General features: G+C 70.8%; 22 protein-coding genes. 6 read left to right on the top strand and 16 right to left on the bottom strand.

Going from position 1 to position 22,593, the window contains the following annotated elements:
* The first annotated feature begins 79 nt into the window (after window positions 1–79).
* Entirely contained in the window at window positions 80–1,741 is a 1,662-nt protein-coding gene (locus tag MUY22_RS27485) for a GGDEF domain-containing protein (protein ID WP_247049230.1), read from the top strand.
* Here MUY22_RS27485 and MUY22_RS27480 read toward each other — a convergent pair.
* From MUY22_RS27480 to MUY22_RS27465, 4 genes are read right to left on the bottom strand one after another with little or no spacing between them, the layout of a single operon-like run.
* Window positions 1,738–2,919 (bottom strand): sulfotransferase, encoded by a 1,182-nt coding sequence (locus MUY22_RS27480; protein ID WP_247049229.1) that lies wholly within the window; start codon window positions 2,917–2,919, stop codon window positions 1,738–1,740. The genes MUY22_RS27485 and MUY22_RS27480 overlap by 4 nt on opposite strands.
* A gap of 8 nt (window positions 2,920–2,927) precedes the next feature.
* The gene (locus MUY22_RS27475; protein WP_371827689.1) at window positions 2,928–3,710 is read right to left on the bottom strand and encodes an SDR family oxidoreductase; all 783 of its coding nucleotides are present in this window, start codon (window positions 3,708–3,710) and stop codon (window positions 2,928–2,930) included.
* A gap of 2 nt (window positions 3,711–3,712) precedes the next feature.
* Window positions 3,713–4,903 carry a hypothetical protein gene (locus tag MUY22_RS27470; RefSeq protein ID WP_247049227.1) on the bottom strand — a complete coding sequence of 397 codons (1,191 nt, stop codon included), beginning with the start codon at window positions 4,901–4,903 and terminating at the stop codon, window positions 3,713–3,715.
* Window positions 4,900–5,379: a nuclear transport factor 2 family protein gene (locus MUY22_RS27465; protein WP_247049226.1), complete on the bottom strand. Its 480-nt coding sequence runs from the start codon at window positions 5,377–5,379 to the stop codon at window positions 4,900–4,902. Before MUY22_RS27465 ends, MUY22_RS27470 begins: the two co-directional genes overlap by 4 nt.
* A gap of 39 nt (window positions 5,380–5,418) precedes the next feature.
* Between MUY22_RS27465 and cysD the strand changes: the two genes are divergently transcribed.
* The 3 genes from cysD to MUY22_RS27450 all read left to right on the top strand — a co-directional run bounded on the left by cysD (window position 5,419) and on the right by MUY22_RS27450 (window position 9,424).
* On the top strand, window positions 5,419–6,351 hold the full coding sequence (gene cysD, locus MUY22_RS27460; protein WP_247064161.1) for a sulfate adenylyltransferase subunit CysD: 933 nt from the start codon (window positions 5,419–5,421) through the stop codon (window positions 6,349–6,351).
* Window positions 6,351–8,162 carry an adenylyl-sulfate kinase gene (cysC, locus tag MUY22_RS27455; protein ID WP_247049225.1) on the top strand — a complete coding sequence of 604 codons (1,812 nt, stop codon included), beginning with the start codon at window positions 6,351–6,353 and terminating at the stop codon, window positions 8,160–8,162. The genes cysD and cysC overlap by 1 nt, the downstream gene beginning before the upstream one ends.
* A 107-nt stretch (window positions 8,163–8,269) precedes the next feature.
* Window positions 8,270–9,424, top strand: coding sequence for a serine protease (locus tag MUY22_RS27450; RefSeq protein WP_247049224.1), 1,155 nt, complete (start codon window positions 8,270–8,272; stop codon window positions 9,422–9,424).
* On the opposite strand, the gene MUY22_RS27445 is transcribed toward MUY22_RS27450, so the two are convergent.
* The 3 genes from MUY22_RS27445 to MUY22_RS27435 form a co-directional block, all read right to left on the bottom strand.
* Entirely contained in the window at window positions 9,421–10,074 is a 654-nt protein-coding gene (locus tag MUY22_RS27445) for a response regulator transcription factor (protein WP_247049223.1), read from the bottom strand. The genes MUY22_RS27450 and MUY22_RS27445 overlap by 4 nt on opposite strands.
* Complete coding sequence (locus MUY22_RS27440; protein WP_247049222.1) at window positions 10,071–11,288, bottom strand: sensor histidine kinase; 1,218 nt, start codon at window positions 11,286–11,288, stop codon at window positions 10,071–10,073. The genes MUY22_RS27445 and MUY22_RS27440 overlap by 4 nt, the downstream gene beginning before the upstream one ends.
* A 203-nt stretch (window positions 11,289–11,491) precedes the next feature.
* The gene (locus tag MUY22_RS27435) at window positions 11,492–12,034 is read right to left on the bottom strand and encodes a snapalysin family zinc-dependent metalloprotease (RefSeq protein ID WP_247049221.1); all 543 of its coding nucleotides are present in this window, start codon (window positions 12,032–12,034) and stop codon (window positions 11,492–11,494) included.
* A 184-nt stretch (window positions 12,035–12,218) separates the two neighbouring features.
* On the opposite strand from MUY22_RS27435, the gene MUY22_RS27430 reads away from it, so the two are divergent.
* The gene (locus MUY22_RS27430) at window positions 12,219–14,162 is read left to right on the top strand and encodes an AarF/ABC1/UbiB kinase family protein (protein ID WP_247049220.1); all 1,944 of its coding nucleotides are present in this window, start codon (window positions 12,219–12,221) and stop codon (window positions 14,160–14,162) included.
* On the opposite strand, the gene lepB is transcribed toward MUY22_RS27430, so the two are convergent.
* Window positions 14,086–14,796, bottom strand: a complete 711-nt coding sequence (gene lepB / locus MUY22_RS27425; protein ID WP_247049219.1) for a signal peptidase I — start codon at window positions 14,794–14,796, stop codon at window positions 14,086–14,088. The two genes, MUY22_RS27430 and lepB, sit on opposite strands and share 77 nt — an antisense overlap.
* An 83-nt stretch (window positions 14,797–14,879) precedes the next feature.
* A complete protein-coding gene (locus MUY22_RS27420; RefSeq protein ID WP_247049218.1) occupies window positions 14,880–15,212 on the bottom strand; it encodes a YnfA family protein in 333 nt (110 codons plus the stop codon).
* An 18-nt stretch (window positions 15,213–15,230) separates the two neighbouring features.
* Between MUY22_RS27420 and MUY22_RS27415 the strand changes: the two genes are divergently transcribed.
* Window positions 15,231–16,025, top strand: coding sequence for a DUF4184 family protein (locus tag MUY22_RS27415; RefSeq protein WP_247049217.1), 795 nt, complete (start codon window positions 15,231–15,233; stop codon window positions 16,023–16,025).
* On the opposite strand, the gene MUY22_RS27410 is transcribed toward MUY22_RS27415, so the two are convergent.
* The 7 genes from MUY22_RS27410 to MUY22_RS27380 are packed head-to-tail and all read right to left on the bottom strand — an operon-like array spanning window position 16,015 to window position 22,460.
* Window positions 16,015–16,410 (bottom strand): metal-sulfur cluster assembly factor, encoded by a 396-nt coding sequence (locus MUY22_RS27410; RefSeq protein WP_247049216.1) that lies wholly within the window; start codon window positions 16,408–16,410, stop codon window positions 16,015–16,017. The genes MUY22_RS27415 and MUY22_RS27410 overlap by 11 nt on opposite strands.
* Window positions 16,407–16,856, bottom strand: coding sequence for a Fe-S cluster assembly sulfur transfer protein SufU (gene sufU, locus MUY22_RS27405; RefSeq protein WP_247049215.1), 450 nt, complete (start codon window positions 16,854–16,856; stop codon window positions 16,407–16,409). The genes MUY22_RS27410 and sufU overlap by 4 nt, the downstream gene beginning before the upstream one ends.
* Window positions 16,853–18,154, bottom strand: coding sequence for a cysteine desulfurase (locus MUY22_RS27400; RefSeq protein WP_247049214.1), 1,302 nt, complete (start codon window positions 18,152–18,154; stop codon window positions 16,853–16,855). Before MUY22_RS27400 ends, sufU begins: the two co-directional genes overlap by 4 nt.
* Before the next feature lie 43 nt (window positions 18,155–18,197).
* Complete coding sequence (sufC, locus tag MUY22_RS27395; protein ID WP_247049213.1) at window positions 18,198–18,968, bottom strand: Fe-S cluster assembly ATPase SufC; 771 nt, start codon at window positions 18,966–18,968, stop codon at window positions 18,198–18,200.
* A 32-nt stretch (window positions 18,969–19,000) separates the two neighbouring features.
* The gene (sufD, locus tag MUY22_RS27390; protein WP_247049212.1) at window positions 19,001–20,173 is read right to left on the bottom strand and encodes a Fe-S cluster assembly protein SufD; all 1,173 of its coding nucleotides are present in this window, start codon (window positions 20,171–20,173) and stop codon (window positions 19,001–19,003) included.
* A gap of 2 nt (window positions 20,174–20,175) precedes the next feature.
* Window positions 20,176–21,624: a Fe-S cluster assembly protein SufB gene (gene sufB / locus MUY22_RS27385; RefSeq protein WP_247049211.1), complete on the bottom strand. Its 1,449-nt coding sequence runs from the start codon at window positions 21,622–21,624 to the stop codon at window positions 20,176–20,178.
* A complete protein-coding gene (locus MUY22_RS27380) occupies window positions 21,621–22,460 on the bottom strand; it encodes a metalloregulator ArsR/SmtB family transcription factor (protein ID WP_247049210.1) in 840 nt (279 codons plus the stop codon). The genes sufB and MUY22_RS27380 overlap by 4 nt, the downstream gene beginning before the upstream one ends.
* Between the last annotated feature and the right edge of the window lie 133 nt (window positions 22,461–22,593).

Raw genomic sequence — 22,593 nt, 5'->3', positions numbered from 1 at the left:
GCGTAACCCGGGTGCCGCTGCGATGAACATCAGCTGACATGGGTTTCGTTTCGGCGCGCGACCGGCGAGCATCGGGAGCGTGAAGTCGCCACGCGCGGTCCGCTTCGCTTTCCAGCCGCTGTACAGCCTCCACACCGGAGGCGTCGTGGCTCACGAAGCGCTGGCCAGGCCGGGCCACGGCACCGTCGCGGAGCTGCTGACGCAGGCGCGCCGCGAGGGCCGGCTCGCCGAGGTGGACCTCGGCCTCGCGATCGCCGCCGTCCGGCAGGACGAGACGTCGCTCCCGCTGCACCTGAACCTCTCCGCCCGCACGCTCGGCGCGCCACTGGCGATGTTCGACGACCTCCTGGCCGAGCTCGGCGACGCCGGGCGCCGCACCCGCGACGTCGTCCTCGAGCTCGGCCCGCCGTTCTCCCCGCTGCCGGCCGAGCGCGCGCTGAGCGGGATGCGGGCGCTGGCCGACCTCGGCTTCCGGCTCGCGCTCGACGGCCTCGGCCGCGGCGACCTGCCGCTGAGCCTGCTGATCGAAGCGCCGGTCGACCTGGTCAAGCTGGACCGCACGGTGCTGCGCGGCCTGCCGGACGACCCGGCGTCGGTCGCCGTCGCCGAGGCGATGCTGCACTACACCACCCGCACCGGCACCCGGCTGGTCGCGACCGGCCTGGAGACCGACGCCCAGCTCGACGCGGTCCGCGGGCTCGGCATCCGGATCGCCCAGGGCAACCTGCTCGCCCCGCCGACGGCGGCCGGCCCGGCGCCGGCGTTGCTCACCCGGGCCCCCGCCGTCGCCGCCCCCGGCCCCGCCCCGTGCGTCGGCGACTTCCTGCGCCCGGCCACGACGTTGCCGGAAACCGCGACGTGCGACGAGGTCCGCGAGGTGCTCGCGGCCGCGGACGCGCCGTCGGGCGTCATCGGCGTCGACGAGCTGAACCGGCCCCGCTGGTCGGTCGACCGGACGCGGTTCCTGGTCGCCGTCACCGGGCCGTACGGCCACGCGCTGCACGCGAAACGCCCGGCGGCGCGGCTCGCGGATGCCCCGCACACGATCGAAGCGCGCGCCGGGGCGATGGAGTTCCTCGAGCTGGTCACCGACGCCGACTGGGGCCGCACCGGCGACGACGTCGTGGTGGTCGACGACACCGGCCGCTGCCTCGGCGTCGTGCTGGTGACCGAGGTGGTCCGCGGCGTGGCCGAGGCGAAGGTCGAGGCCGCGGCGGCGCTCAACCCGCTGACCCGGCTGCCGGGCAGCGACACGGTGGCCCGCGACGTCGCCCGCCGCATCACGATCGGCGAGGCGTTCGTGGCCGCGTGGCTGGACATCGACGCGTTCAAGACGGTCAACGACACGGCGGGTTTCGCCGCGGGCGACGACCTGATCCGCGAACTGGGCGCGGCGCTGACGTCCCTGTCCGGCGGCTTGCGGCGCATGCGGGTCAGCCACGTCGGCGGCGACGACTTCCTGGTGGTCTGCGACGTCGACGAGATCGCCACGGTGGCGGGAGCACTGCTGGACCGCCGCTGGTCGGCGGACGGCCTCCCGGTGACGGTCTCGCTGGCGACGCTGGTCTGCGGAAGCGGCTCGATCCGGTCGTACCAGGAGGTTTCGCGGCTGCTGGCGCCGCTGAAGAAGCGCGCGAAGTCGGTGCCGGGGTCGAGCTGGGTGCTGAGCCGCCCGGGCGCGGAACGCGTGGAAGTACTGCGCGGCATCGGAACCCGCGGCCTGCAGGCCGCCGCCGGTTAGCCCTCTGCCGCGGCTGGTCGTGACCCTTGCACCGCGCGGTAGTCGGCGAAACGCTCGTCGACTTCCTCCGCCGTCAGGCCGAAGTCCGCCAGGCTGTACTTGTGCACTGGCTTCGCCGAGCCCGTGCGGCTCGCCTCGTGCACCGACGTCATCGCGGAACGCGCCGAAGGAGTCAGCGACAGTCCGAAGTGGTCGTACACAGTGGACACCGTCCCGATCGGGTCCGCCACGAAATCTTCGTACGCCACGTCGTAGAACTGCGCCGCGTCATAACGGGAACGGGCCGCGTGGAACTCGTCGGCGCCGCGGGCCCACAGATCCAGCTGCGAACGCCCGATCACCTCGCCGCGGAACTTCGTCGACCAGCCGTCCGCGGCCTTCTCCGCCAGGCTGCACATCGAGCCCATGATGGTGCGCGGCGCGCGGTGGGTCTGGATCACCAGCGCGTCCGGGTACGCCGCCATCAGCGCGTCCAGCGCGAACAGGTGGCTCGGGTTCTTGAGCACCCACCGTTTGCCCGCGTCCGGCAGCCCGATCAGCTGCAGGTTGCGGCGGTGCCGGGCGTAGGCGTCCGTCCAGTCCTGCTTCGCCAGCCAGCGCGAGTAACGCGGCAGGTGCGCGAGGCACTCGAACGACACCGACCGCATCGACTGCCGCAGCAGCTGCCAGCACTCCTCCACCTGGTCCGCGGACATGTGGTGCACCCCCATGAACTCCGGGTGCTCGACGTGGTGGCGCTCGTAGCCGGCCTGGATCCCTTGGAACACCGGGTTTTCCGCCCACGTCTCGCGCGGCGGCCGCGGCTGCGGGATCTCGGCGAGCCACACCTCGAGGCCCTGGTGCGCGGGGTCCTCGACGAGCAGCCGGTGCAGCGCCGTCGTGCCGGTGCGGGGCAGGCCGGTGACGAAGATCGGCCGCTCGATCGCCACGGAAGCCGACGCCGGGTGCTGCTTCCAGCCCGTCTCGCTGAGCAACCGAGCCACCAAAGCGCCGCGCAGCATCGCGCGGTGCACCTTGTTCCCGAACGGCGTCAGGTCCTCGTCGGCCGCGAACGACTCCAGCAGCACACGAAGGCCCTCGACGTACTCGTCGCCGCCGAAGTCGTCGAGCCCGGTGAGCTTCGACGCCGAGGCGTGCAGATCGTCGAACGTGCCCAGGTCGGCCCGGCCGGGGAGCATGGATCCTCCTAGTGGTGGTACTCGCCGCCGTTGACGTCGAGGCACTGCCCGGTGATCGCGCGCGCCATCGGCGAGGCGAGGAACACCACCGCGTCGGCGATCTCGTCCGGTTCCGGCAGCTTGCGCAGGTCGATCGTCGACGCCGTCTCGGCGTAGACCTCCTCCGACGTGATCCCGCGTTCCTTGGCCAGGTAGGTGAAGTACCACTTGAGGTTCGGCGCCCAGATGTACCCGGGCGCGACCGTGTTGACGCGGATGCCGTCCGGCCCGAGCTCGCTCGCGAGGCTCTGCGACAGCGACAGCAGCGACGACTTCGCCATCTTGTACGCGCCGAACGTCCGCCGCGAATGTCGCAGCACCGCCGAGTTGATCATCACCAGCGAGCCCTTGCTCTCCTTGAGCGCGGGCAGGAACAGCCGGGTCAGCCGCAGCACGGAGATCGCCGCGGTCTCGAAGCCCGCGCGGACGGCGTCGAAGTCCACAGTGGCCAGATCGGTCAGCGGCGGGACGGCGAAGGCGTTGTGCACCACCGCGTCCACCCGCCCGAACGCCTCGACGGCCTCGCTCACCAGGTTGGCCGCGGAGTCCGCGTCGTCGATGTCGGTCCGGACCGCGACGGCCCGGCGTCCGAGGTCGGTGACCTCCTTCGCGACTTCGGTGAGCCGCGACTCGGTGCGCGCGGCGAGCACGACGTCCGCGCCCGCCATGGCGCTGCGCACGGCGATCGACCGGCCGAGCCCCGGGCCGATACCCGAGACGACGACCACTTTGTCCCGCAACAACTCCGACACGCTCACCCCAGCATCCTGGCGGCGACGGCGTCCTGCCGGGCCGCGATCCTCGCCGCCCACTCCGCGGGCGTCACCCGCGCTTCCACGTGGTAAGGCAACCTTTCCGCCAGGTCGTCCACCTTGACGACCTCGACGACCGGGCCGTCGGCCGGGCCGAAGTCCCGCGCGATCCGCTGCCAGCGGATCTGGACGTACCCGCGGTCGTGCCCGGTGCGTTCCAGCCAGTTCGCCAGGCCGGGGTCGCGTTCGCTGATGACGAACCGGATCTTGCCGTCCGGGTCGACGCGCGCCTGGTCGGCGGTGAGGCTCGTCTGGTGGTTGATGTAGTCGAGCGAGACGTACCAGAGGCTGCCGAGCTGGATGCCCTGGTACGGCGCGTCGGCGCAGCGCGGGACGGTGACGATCATCGCCTCGTCGTCGCTCAGCTCGTAGTGCCCGGCCGAGGAGAACTGCGTGGTCAGCCCGCCCGGCGTCGAGCGCGGCTCGGTCATCGTGTTCACCGGCAGGTCGTCGTAGAACCACTTCGGGAAGGCCAGGAACGTCTTCAGCCGGCTCAGCAGGATCTTGCCGGTGACGCCGTAGCGCTTGGCCAGCGCCGGCCGGTCCGGCACCGGCGGCGCCTGCCCGGCGGTGTCGACGCACTGGATGCGGATCTCGCCACGCCGTTCGGTCGCCCAGTCGCTGTGGACCTCGCGCACGACGAGCATCGACGAACCGGCGCCGAGCGTGAAGTAGTTCGGCCCGGGGTTCTCGCGCGCCGGGCCGAACCGCAGCTCGAACCGGCCGTCTTCGCCGATTTCGATGGCCCGGTCGTCGAACGCGGCGAGGCTGTCGGGCACCACCACGGGTGAGTAGTCGCCGTTGAGGATCTGGAAGCTCAGGTCGGCGGTGGTCCCCCGGACGCCGGTGACCAGGTACTCGCGGTCGTCGCGGATGTTCGCGTTGAAGTAGAGCGTGTCCGGGTTGTCCAGCCCCATCTTCGTGTACGGCCCGGTGGACGCCGTGAAGTACGGGAAGTCGCGCTGGTAGGCCCAGGCCATCTGCAGCGACGCGCGAATGCTGCCGGCGAGGTAGTCGTACCCCTCCAGGAGGTCCTGCTCGGTCTTCACGTGCGGCGCGCTCGCGAGCAGGTTTTCGGCCTCGACGATCGCCTCGGCGAACGGCCGCGTCAGCGAGAACTCGTTCTCGATCATGCGGGCACGGCCCAGCGGTTGGCGAGCAGCCGGAAGCCCGCGTCGCCCTCCCAGGAGGTCATCGACTCGTACGTCCGCGTGTAGCCGATGTGCGTCATCCGCCAGGCCCCGTCGGTGTCACGGCGGTAGGTGTCCTCGTAGAACGCGGCGCCGTCGATGATCACCTTGTGGTCCGGCACGATCACCTTGTCGGTGAACGCCCACCGCCCGGTCGCGGTGTCGCCGTCGACGTCGATCTCGGGCTGACCTGCGTGGTGCACGGTGATGATGCCGTTGCCGAGACTCTTGGTGAGGAACTCGAGGATCGCGTCGCGGCCGGCGAGCCGATGCCCTTCACGACCCGTGGCGCGGGTCCCGTAGTCGGCCGTGGCGTCGACGGTGAAGGTGTCGGCCACCTCGTCCCACTGCTTCAGGTCGACCGCGCGCAGGTAGCGGTACTTCAGCCGGCGGATCTCTTCGAGTACGACCAGGTCCATCGTCACAGGGTCCCGCACCGCTTGACCGATGACAAGAACATGTTCTACTTTTTTCGAGTGTCCGTGACCTCGTACGAGCTGTCGCACCTGGCCGCGCTCGAAGCGGAGGCCGTGCACGTCTTCCGCGAAGTCGCGGCGACCTTCGAGCACCCCGTCCTGCTCTTCTCCGGCGGCAAGGACTCGGTGGTGATGCTGCACGCCGCCGCGAAGGCGTTCTGGCCGGCACCGCTGCCGTTCCCGGTGCTGCACGTCGACACCGGCCACAACTTCGACGAGGTGCTGCGGTTCCGCGACGAGACCGTCGCCTCCCTCGGCCTGCGGCTGCACGTCGCGAGCGTGCAGGACGACCTCGACGCCGGGCGCGTCGTCGAGGAGACCGGCCCGCGGGCCAGCCGCAACCGCCTGCAGACGGCCACGCTGCTGCGTGCGATCCGCGAAGGCGGCTTCGACGCCGTGTTCGGCGGCGCCCGCCGGGACGAGGAGAAAGCGCGGGCCAAGGAGCGCGTGTTCAGCTTCCGCGACGAGCACGGCCAGTGGGACCCGCGGGCGCAGCGGCCCGAGCTGTGGAACCTCTACAACGGGCGGCACCGGCGCGGCGAGCACATCCGCGTCTTCCCGCTGTCGAACTGGACCGAGCTGGACATCTGGCAGTACATCCGCGACGAGCGGATCTCGTTGCCGCCGTTGTACTACGCGCACCGCCGCGAGGTCGTCCAACGCGACGGCATGCTGCTCGCCGCAACCCGGTTCCTGTCTCTTGTGGACGGTGAGGTGCCGTACGAGGCAACGGTGCGGTTCCGGACCGTCGGCGACGCGACGTGCACCGGCTGCGTCGAATCGCCGGCGGCGACACCGTCCGAAGTGGTCACCGAGGTCGCCGCGACGCGCATCACCGAGCGTGGCGCGACCCGCGCGGACGACCGGATTTCCGAGGCGGGCATGGAAGATCGCAAGCGGGAAGGCTACTTCTGATGCAGCTGCTGCGGATCGCCACGGCGGGCAGCGTCGACGACGGCAAGTCCACGCTGATCGGCCGGCTGCTGTTCGACTCGAAGGCGATCTTCACCGACCAGCTCGCCGCCCTCGAACGCACGAGCCGCGAGCGCGGCGAGGACTACCCGGACCTCGCGCTGCTCACCGACGGCCTGCGCGCCGAACGCGAGCAGGGCATCACGATCGACGTCGCGCACCGCTACTTCGCCACGCCCAAGCGGAAGTTCATCATCGCGGACACCCCGGGGCACCTGCAGTACACCCGGAACATGGTGACCGGCGCGTCGACCGCCGACCTGGCGCTGGTCCTCGTCGACGCGCGCAAGGGCGTCCTCGAACAGTCGCGGCGGCACGCGTTCCTCGCGTCGCTGCTGGGCATCGGGCACCTGGTGGTGTGCGTGAACAAGATGGACCTCGTCGGCTGGTCGCAGGAGCGGTTCGACGAGATCCGCGAGGACTTCCGGCGGTTCGCGATGAAGCTCGACGTCGCCGACCTGACGTTCGTGCCGGTCTCGGCGCTGCACGGCGACAACGTCGTCCACCGCAGCACCAGCATGCCCTGGTACGAAGGGACTTCGCTGCTGCACCAGCTGGAAGAGGTGCACGTCGCCTCCGACCGCAACCTGATCGACGCGCGGTTCCCGGTGCAGTACGTGATCCGGCGCTCGGACTTCCGCGGCTACGCGGGCACCATCGCCGGCGGCGTCTTCAAGGCGGGTGACGAAGTCGTCGCGCTGCCGTCCGGGTTCACCACCCAGGTGCGCGCGGTGTGGGGCCCGGGCGGAACGCCCCTGGAAGAGGCGTTCACCGGGCAGGCCGTGACGGTCGAACTGGCCGACGACCTCGACCTGGGCCGCGGCGCGATACTGTGCCGGCCGGGCAACCGCGCGGAGGCGGCCCGCGAGGTCGACGCGCTGGTCTGCTGGTTCTCCGAGCGGGCCGAGCTGACGCCGGGCGCGACCTACGTCGTCCGGCACACGACCACCGAGACGCGTGGTTCCGTGGAGAAGCTCGACTACCGCCTCGACGTCACGACCCTGCACCGTGACGAGACGGCGGAGTCGTTGCGGCTCAACGATATCGGCCGGATCCGGCTGCGCACCCGCGCACCCCTGCTGTTCGACGCCTACCGCCGCAACCGCGCCACCGGCGGGTTCCTGCTGGTCGACGAGCACACCGGCGACACGGTCGCGGCCGGGATGATCACCGGCGCCGCGGCGTCCCCGGTCGTCTGGCACACCACGGCGGTGCGCCGCGAAGACCGGCCGACCCACGGCGCGACGGTGTGGCTGACCGGGCTCTCGGCGTCGGGCAAGTCGTCGGTGGCGGTGGAGCTGGAACGCCGTCTCGTCGCGGCGGGCCGTCCGGCCTACCTCCTCGACGGCGACAACCTGCGCCACGGCCTCAACGCCGGTCTCGGCTTCAGCCCGGCGGACCGCGCGGAGAACGTCCGGCGCGTCGCGGAGGTCGCCAAGCTGTTCGCGGACGCGGGTGTCGTCGCGATCGCGTCGCTGATCAGCCCGTACGAAGCCGACCGGCGGCTCGCGCGGGAGGCGCACGGCGACCTGCCGTTCGTCGAGGTCTTCGTCGACACGCCCCTGGAGACGTGCGAGGCGCGCGACCCGAAGGGGATGTACGCGAAGGCGCGCGCCGGGGAGATCACCGGGTTCACCGGCATCGACGCGCCGTACGAGCGGCCCGCGTCCCCTGACCTGGTGCTTCGTCCCGGCGACGGCGACCCGGCCGCGATGGCCGCGGCGATCCAGGCCCTGCTCGACGACGTCGGCTGACCGCTGCCCGTCCGGGCGGACTCGCGGTCCGGATGTATTTTTGCGGCCTTCGGCGCGCTCTTCCGGACGAACCGCACACGGCGGTTCGGACCTGCGAGGGAGCGACCATGACCGACGGACCGTGGAGCCAGACCCGGCTGCTCGAATTCGAGCCCGAAGACGAAGGCGAGGACACCCGGCCCTGGGGTGTGGTGACCGAGTCGGCCCACGCCCTGTGGACCGGCGGCGGACGCGACGTCGAGGTGGTGCGGAGCGCCGCGTACGACGGCGCGTTCACCCTGCGCACCGACGGGCCCGTCCTGTACGGCCTCCCCGGCGTCGAGGCGAACGAGGGCGAGGTCCGCACCCGCACCGCGGACCAGCGCGCGGACCGCGCTCGTCGTCAGGCCCGGACCGACGCCCCCACGGGCGCGCCGCACCGGCCGAAGGGCGTCCCGCTGGGCATCCACCCGAAGACGACGACGTCGCTCGGCCCGACGCGGCGCGGCATCACCTCCCGCGGCACGAAGACCCTGTTGTCGGAGAACCACAGCACGATCATCGACGGCGAGTCCCGGTCGCTGGTCTACCCGTCGGCGTACCCGTACACGGCGGTCTGCAAGCTGTACTGCAGCTACCAGCCGACGCCGGGCGGGAGCTGGGTCACCACGTCCGAGGCGACCGGCTACCTGATCGGCCGGAGCACGCTGATGACCAGCGGTCACGTGGGCCCGCCGACCAGCGGGCCGTGGCAGATCAAGGTCATCCCGGCGTGCTGGAACGGCCAGTCCGTGTTCGGCGCCGGGCTGGTCAGCTACGTCCGGAGCTACTGGTCGTGGAACTCGGACTCGGGCAGCGACATCAAGGTCTGCCAGCTGTGGGACCCGATCGGGGACAACGTCGGCTACTTCGGCTACCGCGGGTACAACAGCGCCTGGGAGGACGGGGACTACTGGACCATGGCGGGCTTCCCGTACGACGTCAGCCTGACGTCGATGTCGTACGAGCCGGCCATCGCCGTCCGCGACGACGACGACGGTGACGACATCACTGTCAACGGCACGAGCTACGACACCACCCAGGTCGAGAGCGACGCCGACGAGGCGTCCGGCGTCTCGGGCGCGCCGCTGTGGGGCTGGTGGGACGACGGCCCGTACGCGATCGGCGTGCACCACGGCGTCGAGCACGACGGGACGATCTTCGGCACGGAGACGCTCTCGTGCGCCTCCGGCGGCGCGGGCTTCACCCAGGCCGCGAGCTGGGCCCGCGGGATGTGGGGCTAACCCGCCGGCGTCACGAACCCGGAGTCGTAGGCGCGAACGACGGCCTGGGTGCGGTCGCGGGCCCCGAGCTTGGCCAGCACGTTGCCGACGTGGGTCTTCACGGTCTGGATGCCCAGGTACAGCTCGGTCGCGATCTCCACATTGGACAGTCTGGCGGCCATCAGGCGCAACACTTCGCGCTCCCGCTCGGTCAGCCCGGCACTCATCAGGCCGTCGCCCGCCGGCGACGGCGAGTGCCGGGCGGCCAGCTTGCGGATCGCCGCCGGGAAGAGCAGCGACTCCCCCGCCACCACGGTCCGGATCGCCGCGACGATCTCCTCCGGGCGGGCCCGCTTGAGCAGGAACCCGCTGGCGCCGGCGACGAGCGCGTCGTAGACGTAGTCGTCGTTCTCGAAGGTGGTCACCACGATCACCTTCGGCGGACTATCCACAGTGGACATCAGGTGCGTGGTGGCGCGGATCCCGTCCACCGCGGGCATCCGGACGTCCATCAGGACGACGTCGGGGCGCAGCCGGGCCACCAGCCCGGGCACCTCGGCGCCGTCGGCGGCCTCACCCAGCACGGCGAGGCCGGCTTCGCTGTCGATGATGGCCTTCAAGCCGGCGCGGATCAGCGGTTCGTCGTCGACCAGCAGCACCCCGACGTTCATCGCCCGCTCCCCCACGGCACCCGCACCACGACCTCCCACCGCTCGCCGGACCGCCCGGCCGTCAGCTCGCCACCGAGCACCGCCGCCCGCTCGGCCATCCCGCGCAGGCCCCGGCGGCCCGCCCGCGGCGTCGCGCTGCCGAGCGGGTTGCCGACCCGGGCGACGAGGCCGGTGGCCGCGACGTCGACGTCCAGCGTCACCGGGACCTCACCGGCGTGCCGCACGGCGTTGGTCAGGCATTCCTGCAGGATCCGGTAGACCTCGCGCGACACCACCGGCGGCACGGCGGCCAGCTCGCCGTCGACGCCGGCGGTGACCTCGGTGCCGGCCAGCCGCGTCGCTTCGAGGAGGTTCGGCAGGTTGGTCAGCGACGGCTGCGGCGTCCGGCCCGCGGCTTCCTCGCGGAGCAGCCCGAGCACGTGGTCGAGGTCGTCGAGCGCGGTGCGGGCGGAGTCCTCGATGGCGCCGAGCGCGCGTTCGGTGAAGTCCGGATCCGCGCGCAGGGTCCGCCGGGCGGCGCCGGCCTGGATCGAGACGACGCTCAGCGCGTGCCCCACCGAGTCGTGCAGCTCCCGGGCCAGCCGGTTGCGCTCGGCGAGCTGCTCGGTCCGCCGTTCCAGCTGCGCGATCCGATCGGCGGCGGTCATCCCGAGCAGCCTCTTCGCGACCCGCCTCAACACGGCGCCGATCACCCACACGGCGTAGATCAGCACCACAACGCCCACCGCGAAGACGACAGGGATCCACGCGGAGGCCCACCCCTTCGGCACCGTGACCTCGGCCTCGCCTTGGATCAAGTTGCCGGTGAACACGGCGCTCACGGAGAGCCCGAACGCGACGGGCGCGGCGAGGCTGACCAGGCTGACACCGCACCCGACGAGCACGTGCAGCGCGAACATCACAGCGGCCCGGACCCGCCCCGGCCGGGTGTGCGGTCTTGCGGGCGCACCCGGGGCGGGATTGTCGAGCAGCTCCCGGACGGCGGTGGACTCGAGCACGTGCACGGCGGGCAGGAACGCGGTCCCGGCCACGACGAGCAGCGTGACGAGGCCACCGATCCCGGCGGCCCGGTCCAGCGTGGTGGTGAAGGGCAGCAACGACGGCACGGCCACGGCGGCGAAGAGCAGGTAGGGCACGCTGATCGCCCCGCCGAGGACGAGGTACACCCAGCGGCGGTAGGTAGCCCTGCTCACCAGCGGCCGGAGTACACGCACAAGCCGATCTTCGCAGCTCGCGGGGCCGGGCGCTTCCCTCTCGCGATGGAGGCGCCCCGAGCCGAAAGCAGCCCCCACCCTCTCCGGGGGGTCGGCCCCGCTTCCAGCGTATCGGGACCCACCGACGGGAACGCCGGAAAGCCGCCGGCGGCGCCTGGTTGTCCACATCTCGACCACCCTGTGGGCAACCAGGCGCGAAGCGCCTAGTACGCGACCTGGCGGGTCTCCGCCGTGCGGGCTGCCGCGAAGCCGTTCCTCCACAGCGACTGGACCTTCGCCGCCTCCGCCGCGGACGGCTTCGCGTTCTTGCACGCCGTGCCCGGGCCGTGGCCGGACATCAGCTCGGTGCACGGGCCCGTGTAGTCGTCCGGCAGGCCGAGGTTGTGGCCCAGCTCGTGCGCGGCGATGCGCGTCGGGTCGAAGCCCTCGGCGACCTGGCTCGTGTCGAGGTAGATGTCGCCGCGGCCGTGACCGTTCGTGTTGGTGTACGAGCCGCCGCTGTGGATCTCGTGGAACACCACCGTGGCACCGCTGCTGCGCTTGACCAGCTTGACGTCGGTGACCACCGCGTTCCAGTTGGCCGCACCCTGGTCGATCTGGGCGAGGTAGTCGGCCGCGCCGGACGAGTTGTAGTACACCGTCGTGACCGCGGCGGGCGCGGCGGAAGCGGTGGTGAGCCCGGCGCCCAGGGGCACCGCGACCGCGGCGGCCAGCACCAGGACCCGGCCGAGCAGACGTCCGTTCATCGTGTCTCCTTTTGTCCGTTTAGAGAACACTTCACCGTAGTTCGCGCGGTCAGGTTAGAAGTCAACGGCAACCTCGGGCCACGGCCGAAAGTAGCTCCCTCGCGGGAGGGAGCCGGGTCCCGCCGCTGCGTGAGCCCGCCGATGACGCCGCCGTGGTCTGCTCGGCCACGGCGAAAGGGAACCGATGAACTTCTTGCTGGGCCTGCTGACCCTCCCCGTGTACGTCCTGGTGCTGTGGCCGCTGGTCGCCGCGTCGCGCCGGGTGCTCGGCGTGCGCGTCGGCGCCGTCCGCGCGCTGTGCGGCGCGGCGTTCGGCTGGCTCGTCGCCGGCGGGGTCGCGCAGGCGTTCCCGAAGTCGTTGCCCGGCCACGGCGCGGCGTTCCTCGGACTGCTGATCCCGTTGGCGGGCAGCGCTTTCCTCGCGACGCTCGTCTTCCTGTTCGTCGCCGAGATGGCGTTCCCGGGCGGGCTCGGCCTGGGCCGGCTCCGCGCCGCGTACGCCCGGGTTTCGCGCGCCCGCCGGTACTCGCAGATCAGCCGGATCGCGATCAAGCACGGCCTCGGCCGCTACCTCGCGGGCCGTCGCGAACCCGGCCTGGCGCCGGGGCGGCAGGCCAAGCTCGCCCGCTCGCTGCGCCGCGCGCTCGAGGAAGGCGGCGTGACGTTCGTGAAGCTCGGCCAGCTCCTGTCGACGCGCACGGACCTGCTGCCCGCGGTCTTCGTCGAGGAGCTCGGCAAGCTCCAGGACCAGGTCGCGCCCGCGCCGGCCAACGCCGTCCGGGCGGTCCTGGAGGCCGAGCTCGGCGGCTCGCCCGACGACGTCTTCGCCGAGTTCGACCCGGAACCCCTTGCGGCGGCGTCGATCGCGCAGGTCTACAAAGCACGGTTGCGCAGCGGCGAAGACGTCGTCGTCAAGGTCCAGCGCCCCGGGGTGCGGGAGCAGGCCGAACGCGACGTCGACATCGTCCGCCGCGTCGCCGCCGCTCTGGAGGAGCGGGCGGACTGGGCACGCTCGCTGGGCGTCGCCGAACTCGCCGACGGCTTCGCCACGGCCCTAGCCGAAGAGCTGGACTTCACCATCGAGGCCCGCAACATCGCCGCCGTGGCGGCCACTTCCGGCCCGGACGTCGCGCTCCCGACCGTCCACAAAGCACTGTCCACTGAGCGCGTACTGGTGATGTCCCGGTTGCGCGGCAAGCCCTTGGAGACGGCGCCGGCGGCCGAGCGCGACCGGCTCGCGAAGTCGCTGCTGCGCTGCCTGCTCGACCAGGTGATGATCGGCGGCGTCTTCCACGCCGACCCGCACCCGGGCAACCTCCTGCTGCTGACCGACGGCCGCCTCGGCCTGCTCGACTTCGGCTCGGTCGGCCGCCTCGACGCCGGGCTGCGCGGCGGCCTGCAGAACCTGGTGCTGGCCCTGGACCGCGGCGACCCGTCGGGTCTGCGCGACGGGCTCCTGGAGATCGTCGACCGCACCGGCGACATCGACGAGCAGCGCCTCGAACGCGCACTCGGCGCCCTGCTCGCCCGCCACTTCGGACCCGGCCGCACGCCGGACCTCGCCCTGTTCACCGGCCTGTTCCGGGTGGTCGCGGACTTCCGGCTGAGCGTCCCGCCGCCGGTGGCCGCGGTGTTCCGGGCGCTGGCCACGGTCGAGGGCACGCTGTCGGCGCTCTCGCCCGGCTTCGACGTCGTGGCCGAGTCCCGCGCGTTCGCCGTCGAGCAGGTCGGCGCCGGACTCCGCCCGGGTTCGCTGGGCCGCACGGCGGTCACCGAGCTGACGGCACTGCTCCCGGTCCTGCGCCGCATCCCCCGCCGCGTCGACCGGATCGGCGCCGCCCTGGAGGAGGGCCGGCTGTCGGTGAACGTCCGGCTGTTCTCCGACGAGCGCGACCGCGACGTGGTGACGAGCCTGGTCCACGAGGTCCTGCTGGCCTTCGTCGGCGCGGCAACGGGTCTGATGGCGGTGTTCCTGCTGACCGGCACGACCGGCCCGCGGCTCCTGCCGGAGCTCACGCTGAACCAGGCCTTCGGCTACAACCTGCTGGTGATCAGTGCGCTGGTGGGGTTAAGGCTGCTCTTCGTCGTCTTCCGGCGCTCCGGACAGCGCTCACGATCACGCCGATGAGCCCGGCGACGAACAGCACGATCCCGCCGGCGATCCACCAGCGCAGGGTGGGGATCGTGGAGTCGGAGTACGGGGTTCCGGGCAGGCCCGCGTCGGTGAAAGCCGTCGTCGGGGTCAGCGGCCGCGGGGTGATCACGGTGCCGGTCGCGACGACGAACCCGATGACCCCGGACAACCGCACGGGACCGCTGAACCGCGAGTCGTCGGAGTTGCCGCGGTTGTCGCCCTCGACGAAGATCGCGCCGGCGGGCACCTTGGCGGAGAATCCGAAGAGCGTGTCGTCGCCGGGGTTGAGGTAGGGCTCGGTGATCGGCTTGCCGTTGATCGAGAGGTGGCGATCGGTGCAGCAGGCGACGGTGTCCCCGGCGATCCCGACCACGCGGAAGACGCTGACCCCGTCGCGACTCGACTGGGCGAACGCGCGGCCGTCCACAGCGACGAGGTCCCCGCGGCGCACCTCGGTGTCGGTCGCCCGGCGCACGACGAGCCGGTCACCGGGCACCAGGGTCGGGCTCATGGGCGCGCTCGAGAGCGCGTAGGCCTCGTACCCCAGCATGATCCGGCCGACCCCGTATACCCCGGCAGCCACCCCGAGCACCGCGACGACGATCATCACCACCAGCACCTTGGACACGCCGGAGCGCTTCGGCGGAGCCGGTGGTGCGGGCGGGAAAGCGGGTTCGGTCACGAAGATCTATCGGGACACAGTGGACAGCGTTACCCCGTCCGCGGCGCGTACATAATCACCGCGACGCCCGCGAGACACAGCAGCGCGCCGATGACGTCGTAGCGGTCCGGGCGGTAGCCGTCCGCCACCACTCCCCAGGCCAGCGAGCCCGCCACGAAGACTCCGCCGTACGCGGCGAGGATGCGGCCGAACTGGGCGTCCGGCTGGAGGGTGGCCACGAAGCCGTACAGGCCCAGCGCCACGATGCCGCCGCCGATCCAGATCAGGCCGCGGTGTTCGCGGACGCCCTGCCAGATCAGCCAGGCGCCGCCGATCTCGAAGACGGCCGCCGCGAGGAACAGCAGGATCGACCGCAGGAGCACACCGGGATACTAGCTCCCGTGCCGTTCACGCTGAGTCATCCCGCCGCCGTGCTCCCGCTGGCGAGACGGCCGCTGGTGTCCTCGGCGCTCGTCGCCGGGTCCGTCGCGCCGGACGTCTTCTGGTTCGTGCCACGGCTTCCCGGCGTCGGCCTCACCAAGACCCACGAGCTGACCTCGGTCCTCTGGCTCGACCCGCTCCTCGCGCTGGTGATCCTCGCGCTCTTCCAGGTCGTCCTGAAGCGGCCCCTGCTGGCCCTGGCCCCGAAAGCCCTGGCCGAACGGCTCCCCCGCGACTTCAGCTGGAAACGACCGGGCTGGATCGCCCTGTCGCTGGTCATCGGCGCCGCCACGCACGTCGGCTGGGACGCCTTCACCCACGAGAACGACGGGTTCCCGTTCCTGCGGATCCCGCTCGTCACCGGCGTCGACGTCGGACGCCTGATCCAGCTCGTCAGCACGATCGCCGGGGCCGGGATCCTCGGCTGGTGGCTGCGGAAGTGGTACCGCGGCGCGCCCACCAAACCGGCGCCGAGAGCCACTCGCCACCGCGGGCCGGTGGTGGCGCTCCTCCTCGCCGGCGCGCTGGCCGGCGTCCTGACGAGCGTCCTGCCGTTCCTGGCCCACCACGACCCGATGACCCGCGCGGGCGTCGTCGGCAACGCGACCTACCTGCTCGCCACCGGCGCCTGCACCGGGTTCGCCGTCGCCCTCGTTGTCTACGCGCTGACCTGGCACGCGCGATATAAGTCGTTATACACAAAGCGGGCCACCCCGGAGGGTGACCCGCTCGATGCGACGAAAGTCAGACGGTGAAGCCGAGGGCGCGCAGCTGCTCTCGGCCGTCCTCGGTGATCTTCTCCGGGCCCCACGGCGGCATCCAGACCCAGTTGATCCGGAAGTCCTTGACGAGGCCGCCCGACGTCAGCGCGGCCGACGTCTGGTCCTCGATGACGTCGGTCAGCGGGCAGGCCGCCGACGTGAGCGTCATGTCGATCGTCGCGCTGTTGTCCGGCTCGACGCGGATGTCGTAGACGAGGCCGAGGTCGACGACGTTGATCCCGAGTTCCGGGTCGACGACGTCGCGCATGGCCTCCTCGACGTCCTCGAGCTTCGCGAGCTCGATGTCCTGCGTCGCGGTGGTCTCGGCGTCGAGGTCGGCGGCGGTGCGCCCCTCACGAGTGGCGGTCTCTTCGGTCATGCTTTCTCAACTCCACTGGTGGTCCGGGCGACGGCGTCCTTGAAGGCCATCCAACCGAGGAGGGCGCACTTGACCCTGGCCGGGTACTTGGCGACGCCCGCGAAGGCGATGCCGTCCTCCAGCACTTCCTCGTCCGGTTCGACCTTTCCCTTGCCCTGCATCAGTTCGACGAAGGCGTCCATGGTGGTGAACGCTTCCTCGAGGGTGTGCCCCACGACCAGGTCCGTCATGACCGACGTCGAGGCCTGGCTGATGGAACAGCCCTGGCCGTCGTAGGAGACGTCGGCGACCTTCCCGTCGTCGAGCTTGACCCGCAGCGTCACCTCGTCACCGCAGGTCGGGTTGACCTGGAACGACTCGGCGTCGAACGGGTCCCGCAGGCCGCGGCCGTGCGGGCGCTTGTAGTGGTCCAGGATGATCTCCTGGTACATGCTTTCCAGGTTCACTGTGTCACCTCTTGGGCCACCCCGAAGAACTTCTGGGCCTCGCGAACACCCGCGACCAGGGCGTCCACTTCGGACAGCGTGTTGTACAGGTAGAACGACGCCCGCACGGTCGCCTGCGCGCCGCACGCGCGGTGCAGCGGCCACGCGCAGTGGTGGCCGACGCGGACGGCGATGCCGAGGCTGTCGAGCACCTGGCCGGCGTCGTGCGGGTGCACGCCGTCGATCACGAACGACACGGTCGCGCCGCGGTCCTTCAAGTCGGTGGGCCCGACGATCCGGACGCCCGGGATGGCCCCGATGCCGTCGAGGGCGGCCGCGGCGAGCTCGTGCTCGTGCGCCGCGATCCGGTCCATGCCGATGGCCGAGAGGTAGTCGACGGCCGCGCCGAGGCCGATGGCCTGCGACGTCATCGGCACGCCCGCCTCGAACCGCTGCGGCGGCGGAGCGAAGGTGGAGCCCTCCATGCGGACCATCTCGATCATCGACCCGCCGGTGAGGAACGGCGGCATCGCCGACAGCAGCTCGGTACGTCCGTAGAGGACACCGATGCCCGACGGGCCGAGCATCTTGTGCCCGGAGAACACCGCGAAATCGACGCCCAGCGCGTGGAAGTCGACGGCGAAGTGCGGCACCGACTGGCAGGCGTCGAGCACGGTCAGCGCGCCGACGGCCTTCGCCTTCTCGACGAGCAGCGAGACGGGGTTGACCGTACCGAGCACGTTCGACTGGTGCGCGAACGCGACGACCTTGGTCTTCGAGGTGATGAGTTCGTCCACATCGGACAGGTCGAGCCGACCGTCCGCGGTCACCTTGAACCACTTCAGCGTGGCCCCGGTGCGCTGGCACAGTTGCTGCCACGGCACGAGGTTCGCGTGGTGCTCCATCTCGGTGATGACGATCTCGTCGCCCGGGCCGACCCGGAAGCGCGCGGCTTCCGGACCGGCCGTGGCGGCGTTGCTCATCGAGTACGCGACGAGGTTGATGCCCTCGGTCGCGTTCTTGGTGAACACCAGTTCCTCGGGGTCGGCGCCGACGAACTCCGCGACCTTGGCGCGCGCGGACTCGTAGGCGTCGGTGGCCTCTTCGGACAGCTGGTGCGCACCGCGGTGGACGGCGGAGTTCGACGTGAAGACGTAATCGCGTTCGGCGTCGAACACCGGCGTCGGGCGTTGCGACGTCGCCCCGGAGTCCAGGTACACCAAGGGTTTCCCGTCGCGAACGGTGCGCGACAGGATCGGGAAGTCGGCGCGCAGCGCGGCGACGTCCAGGGGAACAGAGCTGGCCGAGGTGGTGGTCATCGGGCCGACTCCTCTCGTTCTCGGTGTAGTACTGGGAAAAGCGTCAGAGCGCGGCCGGCTCGGGCTTGCCGGCGTACTTGACGTAGCCGTGCTCCTCCAGCTCGTCGGCCAGCTCCTTGCCGCCCGACTCGACGATCTGGCCGCCGGCGAAGACGTGCACGAAGTCCGGCGTGATGTGCCGCAGGATCCGGGTGTAGTGCGTGATCAGCATGACGCCGACCTCGCTCGAAGCCTTGTAGGCGTTGACACCCTCGGAGACGACGCGCAGGGCGTCGACGTCGAGACCGGAGTCGGTCTCGTCGAGGATGGCGAACTTCGGCTTGAGCAACGCCAGCTGCAGGATCTCGTGGCGCTTCTTCTCGCCACCGGAGAAGCCCTCGTTGACCGAGCGCTCGGCGAACTCCTGCGAGATCTCGAGCTTGCCCATCTCCTCCTTGACCTCCTTGACCCACAGGCGAAGCTTGGGAGCTTCGCCGCGGACCGCGGTGGCCGCGGTGCGGAGGAAGTTGGACATCGAGACGCCGGGGACCTCGACCGGGTACTGCATCGCCAGGAACAGGCCCGCGCGGGCGCGCTCGTCGACGCTCATCTCGAGGACGTTCTCGCCGTCGAGCAGCACCTCGCCGGAGGTCACCTGGTACTTCGGGTGACCGGCGATCGCGTAGGACAGGGTGGACTTGCCGGAGCCGTTGGGGCCCATGATCGCGTGGGTCTCGCCCGACTTGATCGTCAGGTTCACGCCCTTGAGGATCTCCTTGGCGCCTTCGTCGGTGTTGACCGAGGCGTGCAGGTCCTTGATTTCCAGGGTAGCCATTCTTCGTTTCCTAAAGTCTGCGGTGGACGGCGTCAGGCGCCAACGGCTTCGAGCTCGGCCTCGATCGCGGCTTCGAGGCGCTCGCGCACCTCGGGGACGTCGATCTTCACCAGGATCTCGTGGAAGAACCCGCGCACGACCAGCCGGCGGGCGGCTTCTTCGGCGATCCCGCGCGACTGCAGGTAGAACAACTGCTCGTCGTCGAACCTTCCCGTCGCGCTCGCGTGGCCGGCGCCTTCGATCTCGCCGGTCTCGATCTCCAGGTTCGGCACGGAGTCCGCGCGCGCCCCCGGCGTGAGCACCAGGTTGCGGTTGAACTCGTAGGTGTCGGTGGCCTCGGCCGCGGCCCGGATCAGCACGTCGCCGATCCACACCGTGTGCGCGCCCTCGCCCTGCAGCGCGCCCTTGTAGCCCACGCGCGACTTGCAGTTGGGCACCGCGTGGTCGACGAAGAGGCGGTGCTCCTGGTGCTGGCCGCCGTCGGCGAAGTAGACGCCGAGCATGTCGACGTCGCCGCCCTTGTCGGCGAAGGTCGCCGTCGGCGAGACGCGGACCAGGTCACCGCCCAGGGTGATCACGGTGTGCCGCAGCGCGGCGTCGCGGCCCAGCTTCAGGTGCTGCTCGGAGACGTGCACCGCGTCGTCGGCCCAGTCCTGGACGCTGACCACGGTGACCTTGGCGCCGTCGCCGATGACGAACTCGACGTTGTCGGCGTAGGTGCCGGAGCCGACGTGGTCGAGCACGACGACGGCTTCGGCGAACGCTTCGGCGCGGACCTGCAGGTGCCCGTAGGCGACCTTGCCCTCGCCCGGGCCGTGGATGCGCAGCACGGACGGCTTGGACGCCTTCGTCTCCTTGGGCACCGTCACGACGGTGGCCTTGGTGAACGAGGAGTAGGCCTGCGCGGCGATGCGGTCGCTCGGCACGCCGGCCTGGCCGAGGCGCGCGTCGTCGCGGCCGACGGTCTCGATGGTCAGCTCGGGGGCGGCGTCGAGGTCGAGGGTGATCTCGCCGGTGGCGGGCGCGCTGCCGTCGTGCAGGCCGCGCAGCCGCTTCATCGGCGTGAAGCGCCAGTTCTCCTCACGGCCGCCCGGGACCTCGAAGGCCTCGACGTCGTAGGAGGTGAAGCGCTCCGCGCGGGAGGCGGCCGGAATGACCGCCCCCTCGCGGATCGCCTCGGAAACGTTGTTCTCGGTAACCGACATGACTAGCCGACGGACCCTTCCATCTGGAGCTCGATCAGGCGGTTCAGCTCGAGCGCGTACTCCATCGGCAGCTCACGCGCGATGGGCTCGACGAACCCGCGCACGATCATCGCCATCGCCTCGGCCTCGTCGAGGCCGCGCGACATCAGGTAGAACAGCTGCTCTTCGCTGACCTTGGACACCGTGGCCTCGTGGCCCATGGACACCTCGTCGTTGCGGATGTCCACGTACGGGTAGGTGTCCGAGCGCGAGATCGTGTCGACCAGCAGGGCGTCGCACACGACGCTGGAGCGCGAGTGGTGCGCCCGCTTCGCCACGCGGACCAGGCCGCGGTACGAGGTGCGGCCGCCGCCGCGCGCCACCGACTTCGACACGATCGTCGAGGAGGTGTACGGCGCGAGGTGCTCCATCTTGGCGCCCGCGTCCTGGTGCTGGCCCTCGCCCGCGAACGCGACCGAGAGGACCTCACCCTTGGCGTGCTCGCCCATGAGGAAGACCGACGGGTACTTCATGGTCACCTTGGAACCGATGTTGCCGTCGATCCATTCCATGGTCGCGCCCTCTTCGCACTTGGCGCGCTTGGTGACCAGGTTGTAGACGTTGTTCGACCAGTTCTGGATGGTCGTGTAGCGGCAGCGGGCGCCCTTCTTGACGATGATCTCCACGACCGCCGAGTGCAGCGAGTCGGACTGGTAGATCGGCGCCGTGCAGCCCTCGACGTAGTGCACGTAGGCGTCTTCGTCGACGATGATCAGGGTGCGCTCGAACTGGCCCATGTTCTCGGTGTTGATCCGGAAGTAGGCCTGCAGCGGGATGTCCACCTTGACGCCCTTGGGCACGTAGATGAACGAACCGCCGGACCACACCGCCGTGTTCAGCGCGGAGAACTTGTTGTCGCCGGCCGGGATGACCGAGCCGAAGTACTCCTCGAACAGCTCCGGGTGCGTCTTGAGCGCGGTGTCCGTGTCCAGGAACAGGACGCCCTGCTTCTCGAGGTCCTCGCGGATCGAGTGGTAGACGACCTCGGACTCGTACTGGGCCGCGACACCGGCCACGAGGCGCTGCTTCTCCGCCTCGGGGATGCCCAGCCTGTCGTACGTGTTCTTGATGTCCTCGGGCAGCTCTTCCCAGCTCGTGGCCTGCTTCTCGCTGGAGCGCACGAAGTACTTGATGTTCTCGAAGTCGATCCCGGAGAGGTCCGCGCCCCAGTTGGGCATCGGCTTCTTCTCGAAGAGCTTGAGCGCCTTGAGTCGTGCTTCGCGCATCCACTCCGGTTCGGACTTCTTCCCGGAGATGTCGGTGACGACATCCTCGTTCAGCCCGCGACGGGCGCTGGCGCCCGCTACGTCGGAGTCGGCCCAGCCGAACGCGTACTTGCCCAGGGACTCGATGGTCTCTTCCTGGCTCAAGGGCGCGGTGGTGGGAGTGCGCTGCTCGGCAGCGGCAGTCATGCGGGTTTCCCTCCATTCGGGATCCGTGCTGTGCGCCCGGAGGGCAGCGGCTCCGCCGCCCTCGAAGGCTTTGTGCTGACCGGCTCGGGATGGGCCGGTTGACCCGCCGAAGCGGGTACGTGGGTGGTGCACGCGGAATCACCGCGTGCGATGGTCGCCAGCCGCTGGACGTGGGTGCCCAGCAGCTTCGCGAACGCCTCGGTTTCGGCCTCGCACAGCTGCGGGAACTCCGCGGCCACGTGGGCGACCGGGCAGTGGTGCTGGCAGAGCTGGGCACCGACGTTCTGACCGGCTGCCGGGGCGCCTACTTGACGGGTCGACGCAGCGTAGCCCTCCCTGGTCAGCGCGGTCGCCAAGGCCTCCGCGCGCGCCGCCGGATCACTCGATCCGGTGATCGCCAGGCGGTGCGGTTCGACCAGCGACGCCACGCGACGCTCGGCGAAGGCGCGTACGGCGTCTTCGCCCGCGTGCTCGGCGAGGAAGCGGATGGCGGAGACGGCCAGGTCGTCGTAGGCGTGCCCGAACCGGGCGCGACCGGCCTCGGTCAGCAGGAAGAGCTTGGCCGGACGACCCCGGCCACGGGGTCCGCGCCGCGGCGCGTCCCGGGTCTCGGCTTCGCCATCCGCGAGAAGCGCGTCCAGGTGCCTGCGGACGGCCGCCGGGCTGATCCCGAGCTGCTCGGCGACGACCACGGCGGTCATGGGACCCTGTTCCAGGAGCAGCCGGGCGACCTCACTGCGGGTCTTGCCCTCGGCGCTGACCTGCGACGGGACGGCGTTGACCGCGGTGCGGGGCGTGTCGCCACCCACCTGGTCCGCTGCCGCCGTCTTTTTCACAACACAAGTGTGTCTTATTTCCCGGCGGACGGCAAAGGCGGGGTCTTCGGCAGTGACCCGACTCACGCCGCACCGGCGGCGATACCCTGGCTCCCGTGGCTGTGGGCGAACTGGGTGAACATCCTGCACGGCA

It is taken from the genome of Amycolatopsis sp. WQ 127309 (assembly GCF_023023025.1).
GTDB lineage: Bacteria > Actinomycetota > Actinomycetes > Mycobacteriales > Pseudonocardiaceae > Amycolatopsis.
Note: the sequence above shows the minus strand (reverse complement) of the source record. Positions and strands in the feature narration are given on the sequence as shown.